The sequence below is a fragment of the Labrys sp. LIt4 genome, assembly GCF_017813775.1.
GTDB classification, from domain to species: Bacteria; Pseudomonadota; Alphaproteobacteria; order Rhizobiales; family Labraceae; genus Labrys; species Labrys okinawensis_A.
The window spans coordinates 32,574-46,799 of sequence record NZ_JAGIPY010000006.1; the positions used below are offsets into that span (position 1 = coordinate 32,574).

A 14,226-nucleotide genomic window follows, 5' to 3' on the forward strand; every position below is an offset into this window, starting at 1 on the left:
GTCACTGCAGGCGCACGTCAATTGAGGCAGTCAGTCCAAATCCATCGCAGCCGGCTTACGGCGTCGCCGGTGGCGCCACGAAATTGCTTGCGAACATGTCTGCGCATGCGCAAGGACATCGCGAAACGACCGGCAGTCATGTACTCCATGCGCAGCTCTTGGTCATGAATCAGGTCTTGGTCGTGAATTGGGTCTTGGCCCACGAAATGTTTAGAGGCGGCGGTCCATGCTTCAAGTCGTCAGGCAATCGGGCGATGTGCTGGTGCTTGGTGCCGGCATCGTCGGTGTCTCGGTTGCCCTGCATCTTCAGAAATTGGGACGATCCGTCGTTCTTATCGACCGTCGCCCCCCGGGGGAGGAAACCAGCTACGGCAACGCCGGTCTGATCGAGCGGGCCAGCGTCATTCCCTATGGCTTTCCGCGGGAGCTCTCGACGCTTGTCCACTATGGGCTGAACCTTTCCGCCGACGTGCGCTATCACTGGCGCTTCCTGCCCAAGGCCCTGCCGTGGCTCGTGCGCTTCTGGTGGGAGTCCTCGCCCAAGCGCCTGCGCCGGGCAGCCCTCGACATGCTGCCCCTGATCGAGCATTCGGTCGAGGAACATGCCAGGCTGATGGCCGATGCGGGCATTTCCGACCAATTGCGGCCGACCGGCTGGATGGAGGCCTATCGCAGCACCGCGGCCTTCGAAAAGGCCTGCTCCGCAGCCAGGCAACTCGACGAGTTCGGCCTGAACTATGATCTGCTCGGAGCCCCTGCGCTGCGCGAAAGGGAACCGAGCCTGGCGGGTGTGTTCGCGGGCGCGGTCCATTGGCGTGATCCGGCCACCATTGCCGATCCCGGCCGGCTGGTGAAGGAATATGCCGCGCTTTTCAGCCGCAATGGCGGCAGCTTCGTCGAGGCCGACGCCAGCGCCCTGCGGCAGGAGGAGGATGGCTGGAGCCTGGAAACGCCTGACCGGCATTATCACGCCCGCGAAGCGGTCGTGGCCCTCGGACCGTGGTCGGACCGGCTCTACACGAAATTCGGCTATCGGGTGCCGCTGGCGGTCAAGCGCGGCTATCACGTGCATTTCAAGCCCGCGGCCGGCGCCGTGCTCAATCGCCCCATCGTCGACATCGAGCGTGGCTATCTGCTGGCGCCGATGACCCGAGGTATCCGGCTGACGACGGGAATCGAGTTCGCCTCCCGCGATCACGCGCCGACGCCGGTTCAGCTCGACCGCACCGAGCCGCATGCCCGTGAGGTGTTTCCGCTCGCTCAGCGTGTCGAGGCAGCGCCCTGGATGGGATCGCGCCCCTGCCTCCCGGACATGCGCCCCGTGATCGGCCCGGCGCCGCGCCACAAAGGCCTCTGGTTCGCCTTCGGTCATAACCATCACGGCTTGACGCTCGGCCCGGCCACGGGACGGCTGCTATCGGAAATGATGGCGGGGTTGCCGACTTTTGCCAATCCCGCGCCTTTTGCGATGGACCGGTTCGGCTGAGAAACAAGGCGGCTCTGGCGCTGCCAGGTTCAGCCGTGAGCGCGCTTTTCCCCAGCTGGCAAGGTGCTGCGGATCTTGGCGAAGAGGGCGGCCGGCAGAACCGGCTTGTGCAACAGGGGAATGCCGCTGGCTTCTGCTTCGCGCAGCCGTTCGGGTGCGGTGTCACCGGTGATCAGAATGGCCGGCAGGCCCGGAATCTGCTCCCGCAGGATGGCAATCGCCTCGGCGCCGGTACGCTGCTCGCGCAGGCGGTAGTCGCAGATCACCAGGTCCGGCGGCAGGCGGCCGAGGCAAAGCCGCGCCTGCTCGATGCCTTCCACCGCCTCGCACTGCGCGCCCCAGGTCGTCAGCAGGCGTAACATGCCTTCGCGGACGGCTTCGTCGTCGTCGATGACGAGGATCCGGCAGGGTGCACCCAAAGTCGTATGGTCGTTGGCGGGTGCGGACGGCACGGGCTCGGCCTGCCTGTCCGGCTGCCTGGCTGCGAGCGGCAGGATGAGAGCGAATTTGCTGCCGCGGCCAACCACCGAGCGCAGCCGCAATTCGTGATTGGCGGCCCGGGCGAGACGCTCGGTGATGGCCAACCCCAAGCCAAGCCCCTTGCGGCGGTCGCGTTCTGGATTGCCGAGCTGATGAAATTCGCGAAAGATCTCCTGCTGGTTGTCGGCGGCGATGCCGATACCGCTGTCCCAGACTTCGACATGCACCTGATCGGAACGGCGGCGACAGCCGATCAGCACGCCGCCGCGTTCGGTGTAGCGAACGGCGTTGGAGATCAGGTTGCGGAGGATCAGCTCCACCAGTGCCGGATCCGATTCGACCACGACATCGGTATCGCGCTGGCGGTAGACGATGCCCTTTTCATCCGCCGATGGAGCAAGCTCGGTGCTGATCCTGTTGAGCAGGGGCTGAAGCTCGAAGCTGCGCTTGCTCACCGTGACGACGCCGGCTTCCAGACGCGAGAAATCGAGCAGGGTGTTGAGCATGTCGCCCGAGGCACTCGAGGCGGCGCGGGCATTGTCCAGGATCGCACGCTGCTGTGCCGTCAACGGGCTCCGAGCGAGCACTTCCAGGAACAGGCCCTGGGCATGGATGGGTTGGCGCAGATCGTGGCTGGCGGCGGCCAGGAATTTCGATTTGGCCTGGTTGGCCGTTTCGGCCTCGAGACGGGCAGCCTGGGCGATGGCCGTCTCCTGGCGCAGGCGCTCCACCAATTCGTTGTTCTCGAACCTTAGCTCCACCATTTTTTGGAAGGTCTGCGAAGCGCTTCGCGCCGAAGCGATGATGGCGATGCAAAATAAGACGCTGCCGATCGCCATGCCCCAATACATCGGATCGCCGAGCGTGACCAATTTGAGGGCCAGCATGGCGATGAACGCAATCGAATAGCCGACAAAGGCCGGCAATACGGGGGCCATGAAGGTGAGCGAGCCGGCCTGGATGCCGGCCATGAAGCACAGGAGCAGCGCGATGGCGAGAGGAGAGGCCTGGTCGAAGGCGATCCAGGGCAATATGCCCCGCAAGACACCGATCGACGTGGCGAGCACGATGGTATAGCGCTGGTAGCGGCCGGCTTCGGCAACGGGATCCGGACTGTCGCGAAAGCGGCTGGCGAGCAAGCGCAGAAACGGAACGGGCAGAAAAGAACAGACCGCCCAGATCGCCAAGGGGAGCACCGGGGCATTCAGGGCGAAGATGACGGCCATCGCCGCATTGCCGATGCCACCGATGATGAAGGCAAACGGAGCGGTGCCCAGCATGAAGCGAAGCTGCTCCGCGGCGATGCGGGCGGGAACAGGCTTGAACCAGTGCACCGCCATTCAGCGTATCAGGCCGCGGTCGCGTGCAACAGCCACGGCCTCCGCCCGGCTTGCCACATCGAAGGCGGCCAGCAGCGCCTGCACATGCACACGCACTGTATTTTCCGAGAGGTTGAGATGCCGCCCGATCACCTTGTTGGAATAACCCCGGCTCAATTGGTCGAGAACCTCGTATTGGCGCGGCGTGAGCTGGGCTTGATTCCTGGCGACCGACTGGACCGTCTCGCCCGGGATGGTCTCGCCCCGCAGGGCGCCCTCCACGGTGGCGACGATACGATCGGTCGGCTCCGCCTTGGACAGGAAGGCGGCGGCGCCTTTGGCGAGGGCTTCCGCCCGGGTGCCGACATCGTCATGCGAGGTGAGGATGATCACTGGCGCGCCGGGCCAGCGCCGCCTGAATACGGCCAGCCCTTCCATGCCGCTGAGGCCGGGCATCTCGATATCCAGCAGCACCGCATGAGGCCGCACCTGATCCTCCGCAATGGCCTGGGCGATCGAACCGGCTTCACGGATCATGGCATGCGGCAGCCCCTGCTCCAGCACGAGGCGCAGACCTGCGCGCAGGAGCGAATGATCGTCGATCAGGAGCAAGTGCAGCGGTGATGGGGCGTGCATGACACTTCACTTTAGGCCAGTTGCCGGGCTTAGACCATTAGTCCATGCAGACTAGTCCAAGACAGACTATGGAAAAGGGACCAGGAAGTTCCTAAAGTCATTTTGACCAACGGGTTGGAGTTGAGTGGAGCAACTTGGCGGGATTGGTCTCACGACGAGTTTGCAAGCCTGCTCAGGCTGGAGCGCTTGGCGCAAGAGAATTTCGGATAGGCGGGGTTTTTGCCTCGCCGATCCATTGCCTATCCCACTCAAACGAGCTGCGCTTTCAAGGGTAGCCGGCGGGACAGGTGGCGCACTATGTGCTTGGGCAATTCGCTGCCGAAGTTCTCATGGCCCATTATTCTTGCGGAAAGATCCCTTTCGTGGAACCGATACCCACTCCCAATCTTCCCGAACAGAGCCGGCAGGGCGCGCCGTGGGCGATTGCCGTCATCGATGAAAAACAGCTCACCCGTAGCTGCCTGACGCACAGCCTCATCGCCGCTGCCCCCGCCTTTACTGTGGCCGGATATGCGAGCCTGGAGGATTGGCACCAGAATGGGGGAGGGCACGCACCCTGCATCGCCCTGCTTTGCGGCACGGGCCAGAAGGCAACCGAGGCGATCGTCGACCTCGATCTGGCCTTTGTGGCGGAGCATTGCAATGACGTCCGGGTGATCGTCGTTTCCGATGTCGAGGATCCCCGGTTGATCGTGGCGGCTCTCGGCAAGGGGGCCAGGGGCTATATCGGCATGAGTTCCAGCCTCGATGTCGCCCTGGCGGCCATACGTCTGGTGGCTGCGGGAGGCGTCTTCGTTCCGGCAAGCGGCTTGTTGCCGTTGAAGTCACGCGCCGGATTCGCCGGTGAAGAGAGCCCGGACGAGGGCCTGTTGCGGCAGGCCGCCTTTACGCCCAAGCAACTGGCGGTGATCCAGCGTCTGCGGCAGGGGGAATCCAACAAGATCATCGCCTACAAGCTGAATATGGAAGAATGCACCGTCAAAGTGCACATCCGCAACATCATGCAGAAGATCCGCGCGCGCAACCGCACGGAAATCGCCTATATGACCAACAATCTTTTTGAGGGCGATGCCAACTGATCCGATCGGAGACGACGGCGGAATTCCGGCGCTGTCGCGCTAACCGGGAAGCCGCGCCGTGGGCTTTACGGCGTATCCGTTTCAACGATGCGGACGCCGGATCGCCGGGCCCGTGCGACCAGGTCCGCGCAATCCTTTCCGCCCGGAAAGGCAACCACCAGGAAGGGCTCGTAGCAGTTGAGCATATGCTCGTTGCGCAGCGGTTCGGCGCACACGCCATATCTCAGCCAGGAGGCACGTTCGACGATCGAACCCTGCGCGGGGGTGGGAGATCTGTCGTGCCTATCGAGCGTCATGGCTGCCACCGGCGGGACCAGCGACCGCATTGAGGTGCGGTTCTTCTGGATGTCTTCATGTCGACGTGTTTTCTTGAACCGAACGCCTATCGCCCCCAATGCCGGCTAGGTATCGGATCGGGTCGTGGCTGCAGGCCTTCTGTGCTTGCCATTAGATCTGCAACCCGCGTGACAGGGATGTGATCCGGTGGCCCCGTGCCACGTCCACTATCGTTTGCAGAGGCGGAACGGGCGCGGCGGGGCTCGTTGCGGGCAAGTGCCCCATCAGCGCCCAACTCTCATGCCATCTTCGCAGGGACGTCATCGCTTTCCTTCCCCATTGGGTACGCGCCGCCCTTGTTGAGTATCGCCGACGCCCTCATCCATGCCCTGACTTCCATTATCATCGCCTTGGCAGCCATCCGCGTGACGGGCATCCTTGCCCTGACGGTGGCAGGCCTGCTGGTGGCGGGTGCGGTGGCGGCCAAGATTCGGCGAAGAAAACGCAGTTGAGGAGGCCGGCGGCGTTCCAGATTGCGCGCGGACGAGCTATCGGATCCGATCTTCCGCCGTCGGCTCATGATAGGTTGCCAGAACCTGCCGCAGCTTGCGGCCCAGCAGGAAAAGGGCCGCCAAGCCTGCGCACAGGCCCGAGCCGAACGTGACGATCTGCAGGGTGGACAGGTGACCATCGAGGCTGGCGCGCAGTCCGGCACCGGCGGCCACCTGCAAGGCGATGCCGGGCAGGATGCCGAGCCCGGTCGCGGCCAGAAAGGGGCCGAAGGCGGTCGACGTCGAACCGAACACGAAGCTCACGAGGCTCGAAGGCGCGATCGGCGCGAAACGGCATAAGAGCACGATACGCCAGCCACCCAGGCGAACGGCTTCGCGAAGCGGGGCGAGCAGGCGCCAGCGCCGGCTAAGGCGATGCCCATAGCGGCGGCCTACCGCAAGGCCGAGCCAGTAAGCCACGGACGCACCGAGGATGGATCCGGTCAAGGCGAGCGGGATGCCGTAGAGACCATAGGCGGAGCCGGCAACGATGCAGAGCGCGGGCCGGGGCAGCAGGGAGACGGCACTGACGAAGAAGAGCAGCAGCATCAAGGCCGCGCCCCACTCGCCGGCAAAACTCAATAGATCCGCCTGCATGCCCAAACCAGTCCCGGTGCCGTTTATCGTTCATACCGTGTCACCGGCAGGATGCAACCTCGAGGGCGCTTGCTCAAGGGCCATTCACCCCGCCTGCGGCTGGATGCGGACGCGAACCTGTCAGAGGATGGTTTCGAGAATATTGGCTGCGTCGCCGATATCGGCCTGGACGGCGCGAACCGCGCCGGCTTGGTCGCCTTTTTTCAGCGCCTCCACCAGGACACGATGGTGCTTGTTCGAGACGACGAAATTGCCGCGTTCCTGCAGCAGGTTGAAATAGGGACTGACCTGGAGCCAGAGGCTTTCGATGATGCCGATCAGGGTTTCCGAGCCGCTCGCCTGATAGATCTCGAAATGAAGAGCCCGGTTGGCGCGCAGATAGATCTTCCGGGCTTCCTTGTTCGGCTTGATGTTGTCCATTTCTGCGACGAGTTCATCCAGCCGGGCGAGCGTTGCGGGCTGGAGATTGGGCACGGCCCAGGATACGGCCAGTCCCTCGATCTCCAGGCGGGTCCGCGTTAGGTCCGCCAGTCGCTCCCGGGTCAGATGGGGAATGCCGAGGCTCCGCCCCGCCACCACGGTGAGCGCCTTTTCTGCCGTGAGGCGCAGAATCGCTTCGCGTACCGGCATGGCACTGACGCCGAAAGCATCCGCCAGCCACTGGATGGTGATCGACTGGCCCGGTGCCAGGTCACCATTGAGGATCAGTTCCTTGGCCTGGCGATAGACGTCCTCCTGCATGGTGGCGCGCTGCACGCGCACGACCGAGAGCGGCTCTCGTGCCTTGGACCTCGTTTCGCTCATGGAACCTCCGCATTGCAATCCCGGGGCGGGATTCTCGTCTTGTAGGTCGGTTCGGCGTTTGGAGAAAGCGCCGGCAGGCTTGCTAAAATTCTGATCTTTGATTTATGATCAAAAGTAGCTCACAGAAGCTGGCTTATCAACGAGTCGAAGTGCCCGCCGCAACGAAGCGGGCTGACAGGGAGGGAAGAATGGGATTGGCAAAGCGCAGCGCTGCCCTGCTGGGCGCGGGATTGTTCGGCCTATGCGCCCTTGGCGGTCAGGCGGAGGCCAAGGACAAATACAAGATCTATCTGTCGATGAGCTATATCGGCAATGACTGGCAGGGCGAGGCCGCCAACATGGTCAAGGCCATGGCCGCCAGCAAGGAGATGGCCGATAAGGTCGACCTCCAGGTCCAGGTCGCCGGGCCCAATGCCCAGCGCCAGATCCAGCAGATCAACGCCATGGTGCAGGCGGGCGCCAAGGCGATCGTGGTCTTCCCGATTTCGCCCACCGCCCTGAACGCGGCCGTGAAGAACGCCTGCGGCAAGGGCGTGGTGGTGATCGCCTATGACGGCGAGATCACCGAGCCATGCGCCTACAACGTCACGATCGACCAGAGCGAGGCAGGGCGGGTCACGGCCGAATGGCTGGCCAAGAAACTGAACGGCAAGGGCAACATCATCGCCATCACCGGCGTGCCCGGCACCTCTGTCGATACGCTACGCACCAAGGCGGCCAAGGAAGTCTTCGCCAAATATCCCGGCATCAAGATCGTCAACGAAGCCGTCGGCATGTGGAGCCAGGCGGTGGCCCGCACCGAATTGTCCAAGATCATGGCCACGCGCAAATGGGACGAGATCGACGGGCTGTGGATGCAGGTGGGTTGCTATACCGCCAACACCATGCAGATCGAAGCGGGCGCCACCCCCGACAAGCTCAAGCCCTGCGCCGGCGAGGGCTCGAACGGCGGCCGCATCCAGATGCTGCCGGTGGGTACCGAGGTGGAGGGCGCCAACGGCACCTATACGCCGATGGCCGCTCCCCGAATTTCCTATGCCTCGCCGCCTTATTCGGGGGGCCTTGCCCTGAAGCTCGCCGTTGCCAAGCTCGACGGCAAGGACATTCCCAAGCACACCGTGCTGCCCTTGCCGATCGTGACGAACGAGACGATCAAGCTTTGCCAGGAAGGCAGCTGGGCTGAGATGAAGGCCGGCTGCAATGCCTTCAAGCCTTCGCTGGTCTCCAATCCCGGCTGGTTCGCCTCGATCTATTCGGCAGAGACGCCTGAACTCGGCCTCTCGGCGGCACTGGTCGGTCAGCCCGAGAATTGAGGGTGGGCAGTGGCGGATGAGCGGCCGCGATTCAGGCAAGCACTCGCCGCCAAGTTCAGTCGCCGTCGCGCCGCCCCTCACCCTTACCCTCTCCCCGCAAGAGCGGGGCGAGGGAGACTTCGACCGACGGCCTCATACTGAAAGCATCCGGCCTCGCCCAACCGGCGGGCGCGTTGAGTGGCTAAAGGATGGATCGCAACGCCTGAGCCCCCTCGCCCCGCCACTTGCGGGGAGAGGGTAAGGGTGAGGGGCGGCGCGACCTCATGGATAAGACATCAATTTGCACGGACCGCTTCCTATGTCATCCCCATCCGTTCAGATAGCCTCGCCGAAAGCCGCTGTCGCGGCCTGCGACATCAGTCGTTCCTTCGGGCCGACCATCGCCGTCGACGGCGTCTCCTTCGAGATCCGGGCGGGCGAGACCCACGCGCTTCTGGGTGAGAACGGGGCGGGGAAGTCGACGCTCGTCAAGCTGCTGTCCGGCCTGATAACGCCGACCGCAGGGCATTTCGAAATCTTCGGCCAGCAGGCCGTGCTCGCCAGCCCGCGTGCGGCCCATCGGCTCGGCATCCAGACGGCCTTCCAGGAGTTGACCATCGTCAAGGACCTGACGGTGCTCGACAACATGCTGCTGCCTTACCCACCAACTCTGCTCGGCCAGATCCGCCGCTCCGAGGCGCGCCGGCAGGTGGCCGATCATCTGGACGCGCTCGGCCTGGCGGCGATCGACCTCGACACCGATCTGCGCGATCTCGATCTCAATCTGCGCCAGAAGATCGAGATCGCGCGCGCTTTGTTCCGCCGCCCCAGCATCCTCCTTCTCGACGAGCCGACCTCCACCCTGTCCGGCCGCGACATCGATTGGCTGGGCGGGCTGATCGACGGCCTGAAGCGCGATGGTGTGACGGTCGTCTTCATTTCCCACCGCATGGCGGAGGTGAGGGCCTTTTGCGATCGGGTCACGGTCCTGCGTGGCGGCAGGCACATCGCCACCGCCAGCCTTGCCGATGTGGCCGACGAAGACCTGATCGGCATGATCGCCGGCAGGGAGCTGGGCCGCTCCTTCCCACCCAAGCCGCCGGTGCCTTCGCTGACCGGTGATCCCGTGCTGTCGGTAAATGGCCTCGGCACGCATAAGAGGCTCGAGCGCGTCGGCTTCGATCTGCGCGCGGGCGAGATTCTCGGCGTCGCCGGCCTCCAGGGCATGGGTCAGCTCGAACTTTTCTCCGCCCTGTTCGGCATGGAGGAATATCGCGGTGAGATCCGCATCGATGGGCAGCCGGTGACGCTGACCTCCCCGCGCGATGCCATCGAGGCGCGTATCGGCATCAGCCTGGTCCCCGAGGACCGCAAGACCGAGGCCCTCTTCCTCAAGCTCGATGGGCAGCGCAACGTCTCCCTGCCGGTGGTCGAGCGCTATACCAGGTTCGGCCTGATCGATGAAGACAGCGAGGAGAGGGATGTCGCCCGGGTCTTCGGCCGGCTCAACGTGCAGATGCGCGCTTTGTGGACCAGCGTGAAATCCTTCTCCGGCGGCAACCAGCAAAAGATCGCCATCGCCAAATGGCTGTTCGCGCAAAGCCGCGTGCTGCTGTTGTTCGATCCGACCCGCGGCATCGATGTCGGCACCAAGCACGAGATCTATGCGCTGATCCAGCAATATGCCGCCGCCGGCGGCGCCGTCCTGTTCCATTCCACCGAGATCGCCGAACTCGACCATCTCGCCCATCGCGTCCTCGTGCTCTATCGTGGCGGGGTTGCGGCCGATCTCTCCGGTCCCGCGATCTGCGAGGATGCCATTCTGCGCGCCACGCTGGGCAGCGCTTCCACCATCCAGGAGGCATCATGAGCGCGGCCCATGCCGATATGTCCCTCAAGCCGTCGCCACTCAAGCGCGTGGGCCTGCGCTGGTCTCGCTACCGGGGCACGCTGATCGCCGTTGCGGCCTTCCTGGTCTGTCTCGGCCTGATCCGCCTCGTCAGCGGATCCCTCAATTATTACGACATCTCGACCATCGCCACCGGCGGGGCCACGCTGGCGACCGCCGCGATCGGCCAGACCATCGTGGTCCTGTCGGGCGGGTTCGACCTGTCGGCCGCTGCCGTGATTTCGCTGGTCAACGTCACGCTGGCAAGCCACATGCAGGACGATCCTTCCAGCATCCTCCTGTGGTCTTGCGCCGGCATCGCCATCGGGGCGGCGGCAGGCGCCTTCAACGGCTTTTTCATCGCCTTTCTGCGCTTGCAGCCGATCGTGGTGACGCTCGCGACCATGTTCATCCTGCAGGGCGTGACGCTGCTGGTCATGGACAAGCCGGGTGGGCAGCTTCCCGCCGGGTTCAGCGCCTTCTTCACCGCCGACGCGATCCCCGAATGGCTGCCTGGCCCGGTTCTCATGCTCGTCCTTCTGGTGCTGGGCTGGCTCCTCCTCAAGAACACGGTCTTCGGCAAGGCGATCTATGCCGTCGGCTCCGACCGGGATGCGGCACGCGCCGCCGGCCTCAATACCCGCCTATGCGAATTCTTCGTCTATGTCCTCGCCGGCGGGCTCTACGGGCTGGCCGGCGTGTTCATCAGCGCGCAGACCGGCTCGGGTGATCCGCTGGTCGGCAATCCCATGCTGCTGCAGATGTTCGCGGCGGTGGTCGTCGGCGGCACGCTGCTCGGCGGCGGGCGCGGCGGGCCGGTCGGCACCATCTTCGGCGCCTATGTGCTGATGATGGTGGTCAATATCCTGCTCGTTCTCAACGTGCCGGCCTTCTATTCGTCCGTGGTCGAGGGCACCATCCTGATCCTGGCGGTGCTCGGCGCTTCGATCACCCGCACGTCGGTGCTCGCCTCGACCCTGCGCCTGAGCGGCCGGCGCCTGGCAGCCTGGCGCCAGGGGCGTCTGCCGCGCCAGTTGTCCCTTTCGGAAACGCGGTTGCGGCTGCCGGCCGATCAGCCTCAATTGGCACGGCCGGGTTTCTGGACCCGCCGCCAGGAAGATTTGCGCACCGTCCTGCCGGCCTTCGCCTGCTTTGCGATCGTTCTCGTCGTCAGCCAGTTCGTACTCGGCAGCACGCTGGCCTCTTGGGGCTACTACAATTCCCTGATCGTGCTGGCGAGTTTCCTGGCCATTCTCGCGCTGGGGCAGGGGAGCGTGATCCTCACCGGCGGGCTCGATCTCTCCCTGCCTTGGACGATCGCCTTTTGCGGCATCGTCAGCGCCGGCCTGATGAAGGGATCGGACAGTGCCATGCTCTATGCCCTGCCGCTGGCTTTGGCGATCGGCACGTTTATCGGCCTTTTGAACGGTCTCGGTATCGTTGCCCTCGGCCTGTCGCCGATCGTGATGACCTTGGCGATGAACGGCATTCTGCAGGGTTTCGCGCTCGTCTATTCCGGCGGGACGCCCGACGGTTTTTCGGCCCCGGGGCTGCGCTGGATCATGACCGGCCAGGTGATGGGGGTGACGCCGATCGTGCCCCTCGTCATCCTGTTCGTGCTCTTTGCTGCCATCCTGCTTGGCCGGACGGCCTTCGGCCGGCGTGTCTACGCCATCGGCAACAGCGTGCGTGCCGCCGAGCTTTCGGGCGTTCCCGTCGGGGCGACCCTCGTTAAGGTCTATATGCTGTCGGGCTTCTGCGCGGCGCTCGTAGGCTGCCTCCTCGCCGGCTTCTCCGGTCAGGCGAGCCTGGGCATGGGCGATGACTATCTCCTGCCCTCCATCGCGGTTGCCGTAGTGGGCGGAACGCTGATCACCGGCGGGCGGGGGCGCTATATCGGCATGATCGGCGGCGTGCTGTTGCTGACGGCCCTGCAGACCCTGCTGGCCGGCACCACGCTACCCTATGCGACCCGCGCCATTCTCTATGGGGTGGTGGTGCTCTGCGCCGTTATCACATTGCGCGAGAAAAGTTCCTGAACATATTACTTTATAAGGAAATACCATGGCTGGAATTGCCCTCAAGCCCGGGCTTCGGGTTCTCATCACCGCCGGAGCTTCCGGCATCGGCCGCGCCATCGCCGACCTGCTGATCGACAATGGCGCCAGGGTGCATGTGTGCGATGTCGCCGAGCAGCACCTGGCCGATTTCAGGGCTGCTTATCCCGGACATGGCGCGAGCCTGTGCGACGTGTCGGACGAAGAGGCGGTGGCCAGGCTGTTCGAGGAGGTGAAGGCCGGGCTCGGCGGCCTCGATGCTCTGATCAACAATGCCGGCATTGCCGGACCGACCGGCGGGGTCGAGGAGATCGCGCCCGCCGATTGGCGCCGCACCATCGATGTCTGCCTCACCGGCCAGTTCCTGTGCACGCATCATGGCGTGCCGCTGCTGAAGCAGGCGGGCGACGGTGCCATCATCAACCTGTCCTCGGCGGCTGGGCGCTACGGCTATGCCTATCGCACCCCCTATTCGGCCGCCAAATGGGGGGTGATCGGCTTCACCCAGAGCCTGGCCAAGGAACTCGGCCCCTCGGGCATCCGCGTCAATGCCATCCTGCCCGGCATCATCCGGGGCCCGCGCATGGAGGGAGTGATCCGTGATCGCGCCGCGCAGGTGGGCGTGCCCTATCAGGCGATGGAAAAGCAGTATCTCGATCGCATCTCGCTGCGCCGCATGACGGGCCCTGAGGATGTGGCGGCGATGGTCCTCTTCCTGCTGTCGCCCGCCGGGATCAACATCTCCGGCCAGTCCCTGGGCGTCGACGGCAACGTCGAATCCCTGTGAGCGAACACCCTCTCGGACGGGAGCACCCCATGAAGACAGCCATCATCGGATCCGGTTTCATCGGCCGTGCCTGGGCCATCACCTTCGCCAGGGCCGGCCACGAGGTCAGGCTCTGGGACAAGAACGCCGATGCCTTGCCCAAGGCCTTGGCCTTCATCGACGAGATGCTGCCGGATCTTGCTGACAACGATCTGTTGGGCGGATCCGCACCAGTCGAGGTCAGGGCTCGCATCCATCTCGAAGCCGATCTCGCCGCGGCGCTCGATGACGTCGATCATGTCCAGGAGAATGCGCCCGAGCAGGTCGAACTGAAGCGCGCTTTGTTCGCCGATCTCGACAGGCTGGCGCCGGCCAAGGCGGTGCTGGCGAGCTCGACTTCGGCGATCCTGCCCTCCGCCTTCATGGAGCATCTTCCCGGCCGCCAGCGCGGGCTGGTCTGCCACCCCATCAATCCGCCCTATCTGGTGCCGGCGGTGGAGGTCTGTCCCTCGCCCTGGACCTCGCAGGAAGCCATGGGCAAGGCGGCGGATTTCATGCGCAGCTGCGGCCAGTCACCTTTGGTGATGAAGCGCGAGATCGACGGCTTCATCATGAACCGCCTGCAGGGCGCCCTGCTCGAAGAGGCGTTCCGCCTGGTGGCCGACGATATCGCCAGTGTCGAGGACATCGATGTCGGCTTGCGCGACGGGTTGGCCTTGCGCTGGTCCTTCATGGGGCCGTTCGAGACGATCGACCTCAACGCGCCCGGTGGCGTGCGCGACTACGCCGAGCGCTATCAGGGCATCTACGCCAACATCTTCCCCTCGGTGCAGCACCGCGTCGACTGGGCCGGCCCCGTGATGGAGCGGGTGGAAGCCGAGCGCAGCGCCCTTCTGCCGCGCGACAAGCTCGGTGAGCGCCAGATGTGGCGCGACCGCCGGCTGATGGCCTTGCTCGCCCACAAGCGCAAGGCCGCCAAGGACATCGGAAAGTGA

General features: G+C 64.5%; 13 protein-coding genes. 8 read left to right on the top strand and 5 right to left on the bottom strand.

Features of this window, described 5'->3' with window-relative positions:
• Positions 1 to 226 precede the first annotated feature (226 nt).
• Positions 227 to 1,486, top strand: coding sequence for an FAD-dependent oxidoreductase (locus J8I29_RS13160; RefSeq protein ID WP_209431986.1), 1,260 nt, complete (start codon positions 227 to 229; stop codon positions 1,484 to 1,486).
• 29 nt (positions 1,487 to 1,515) lie between these two features.
• Here the strand turns inward: J8I29_RS13160 and J8I29_RS13165 are convergent, their stop codons facing one another.
• Together J8I29_RS13165 and J8I29_RS13170 are read right to left on the bottom strand one after the other, a co-directional pair.
• A complete protein-coding gene (locus J8I29_RS13165; protein WP_209431987.1) occupies positions 1,516 to 3,306 on the bottom strand; it encodes a hybrid sensor histidine kinase/response regulator in 1,791 nt (596 codons plus the stop codon).
• A complete protein-coding gene (locus J8I29_RS13170; protein WP_209431988.1) occupies positions 3,307 to 3,921 on the bottom strand; it encodes a response regulator transcription factor in 615 nt (204 codons plus the stop codon).
• Positions 3,922 to 4,283: 362 nt separating this feature from the next.
• Between J8I29_RS13170 and J8I29_RS30435 the strand changes: the two genes are divergently transcribed.
• Positions 4,284 to 5,000: a response regulator transcription factor gene (locus J8I29_RS30435; protein WP_209431989.1), complete on the top strand. Its 717-nt coding sequence runs from the start codon at positions 4,284 to 4,286 to the stop codon at positions 4,998 to 5,000.
• Between the two features lie 65 nt (positions 5,001 to 5,065).
• Here the strand turns inward: J8I29_RS30435 and J8I29_RS13180 are convergent, their stop codons facing one another.
• Complete coding sequence (locus J8I29_RS13180) at positions 5,066 to 5,326, bottom strand: hypothetical protein (protein WP_209431990.1); 261 nt, start codon at positions 5,324 to 5,326, stop codon at positions 5,066 to 5,068.
• A gap of 309 nt (positions 5,327 to 5,635) precedes the next feature.
• Here J8I29_RS13180 and J8I29_RS13185 point away from each other — a divergent pair, with 309 nt between their 5' ends.
• Positions 5,636 to 5,788 carry a hypothetical protein gene (locus J8I29_RS13185; RefSeq protein WP_209431991.1) on the top strand — a complete coding sequence of 51 codons (153 nt, stop codon included), beginning with the start codon at positions 5,636 to 5,638 and terminating at the stop codon, positions 5,786 to 5,788.
• A 36-nt stretch (positions 5,789 to 5,824) separates the two neighbouring features.
• Here the strand turns inward: J8I29_RS13185 and J8I29_RS13190 are convergent, their stop codons facing one another.
• On the bottom strand, positions 5,825 to 6,424 hold the full coding sequence (locus J8I29_RS13190; RefSeq protein ID WP_209431992.1) for a VTT domain-containing protein: 600 nt from the start codon (positions 6,422 to 6,424) through the stop codon (positions 5,825 to 5,827).
• A gap of 120 nt (positions 6,425 to 6,544) precedes the next feature.
• Positions 6,545 to 7,228 carry a GntR family transcriptional regulator gene (locus J8I29_RS13195; RefSeq protein WP_209431993.1) on the bottom strand — a complete coding sequence of 228 codons (684 nt, stop codon included), beginning with the start codon at positions 7,226 to 7,228 and terminating at the stop codon, positions 6,545 to 6,547.
• A gap of 188 nt (positions 7,229 to 7,416) precedes the next feature.
• On the opposite strand from J8I29_RS13195, the gene J8I29_RS13200 reads away from it, so the two are divergent.
• The 5 genes from J8I29_RS13200 to J8I29_RS13220 all read left to right on the top strand — a co-directional run bounded on the left by J8I29_RS13200 (position 7,417) and on the right by J8I29_RS13220 (position 14,226).
• A complete protein-coding gene (locus J8I29_RS13200) occupies positions 7,417 to 8,541 on the top strand; it encodes a sugar ABC transporter substrate-binding protein (RefSeq protein ID WP_105860395.1) in 1,125 nt (374 codons plus the stop codon).
• Between the two features lie 298 nt (positions 8,542 to 8,839).
• A complete protein-coding gene (locus tag J8I29_RS13205) occupies positions 8,840 to 10,390 on the top strand; it encodes a sugar ABC transporter ATP-binding protein (RefSeq protein ID WP_209431994.1) in 1,551 nt (516 codons plus the stop codon).
• Positions 10,387 to 12,447, top strand: a complete 2,061-nt coding sequence (locus J8I29_RS13210) for an ABC transporter permease (protein WP_245196963.1) — start codon at positions 10,387 to 10,389, stop codon at positions 12,445 to 12,447. Before J8I29_RS13205 ends, J8I29_RS13210 begins: the two co-directional genes overlap by 4 nt.
• A 25-nt stretch (positions 12,448 to 12,472) precedes the next feature.
• Positions 12,473 to 13,252, top strand: a complete 780-nt coding sequence (locus J8I29_RS13215; RefSeq protein WP_209431995.1) for an SDR family oxidoreductase — start codon at positions 12,473 to 12,475, stop codon at positions 13,250 to 13,252.
• Between the two features lie 29 nt (positions 13,253 to 13,281).
• Complete coding sequence (locus tag J8I29_RS13220; protein WP_209431996.1) at positions 13,282 to 14,226, top strand: 3-hydroxyacyl-CoA dehydrogenase; 945 nt, start codon at positions 13,282 to 13,284, stop codon at positions 14,224 to 14,226.

Bases quoted from the DNA above. Each gene is read 5' to 3' on its own strand.
- J8I29_RS13160 (WP_209431986.1), top strand. From the start codon at position 227: ATGCTTCAAGTCGTCAGGCAATCGGGCGATGTGCTGGTGCTTGGTGCC.
- J8I29_RS13165 (WP_209431987.1), bottom strand. From the start codon at position 3,306: ATGGCGGTGCACTGGTTCAAGCCTGTTCCCGCCCGCATCGCCGCGGAG.
- J8I29_RS13170 (WP_209431988.1), bottom strand. From the start codon at position 3,921: ATGCACGCCCCATCACCGCTGCACTTGCTCCTGATCGACGATCATTCG.
- J8I29_RS13180 (WP_209431990.1), bottom strand. From the start codon at position 5,326: ATGCGGTCGCTGGTCCCGCCGGTGGCAGCCATGACGCTCGATAGGCAC.
- J8I29_RS13190 (WP_209431992.1), bottom strand. From the start codon at position 6,424: ATGCAGGCGGATCTATTGAGTTTTGCCGGCGAGTGGGGCGCGGCCTTG.
- J8I29_RS13195 (WP_209431993.1), bottom strand. From the start codon at position 7,228: ATGAGCGAAACGAGGTCCAAGGCACGAGAGCCGCTCTCGGTCGTGCGC.
- J8I29_RS13200 (WP_105860395.1), top strand. From the start codon at position 7,417: ATGGGATTGGCAAAGCGCAGCGCTGCCCTGCTGGGCGCGGGATTGTTC.
- J8I29_RS13205 (WP_209431994.1), top strand. From the start codon at position 8,840: ATGTCATCCCCATCCGTTCAGATAGCCTCGCCGAAAGCCGCTGTCGCG.
- J8I29_RS13210 (WP_245196963.1), top strand. From the start codon at position 10,387: ATGAGCGCGGCCCATGCCGATATGTCCCTCAAGCCGTCGCCACTCAAG.
- J8I29_RS13215 (WP_209431995.1), top strand. From the start codon at position 12,473: ATGGCTGGAATTGCCCTCAAGCCCGGGCTTCGGGTTCTCATCACCGCC.
- J8I29_RS13220 (WP_209431996.1), top strand. From the start codon at position 13,282: ATGAAGACAGCCATCATCGGATCCGGTTTCATCGGCCGTGCCTGGGCC.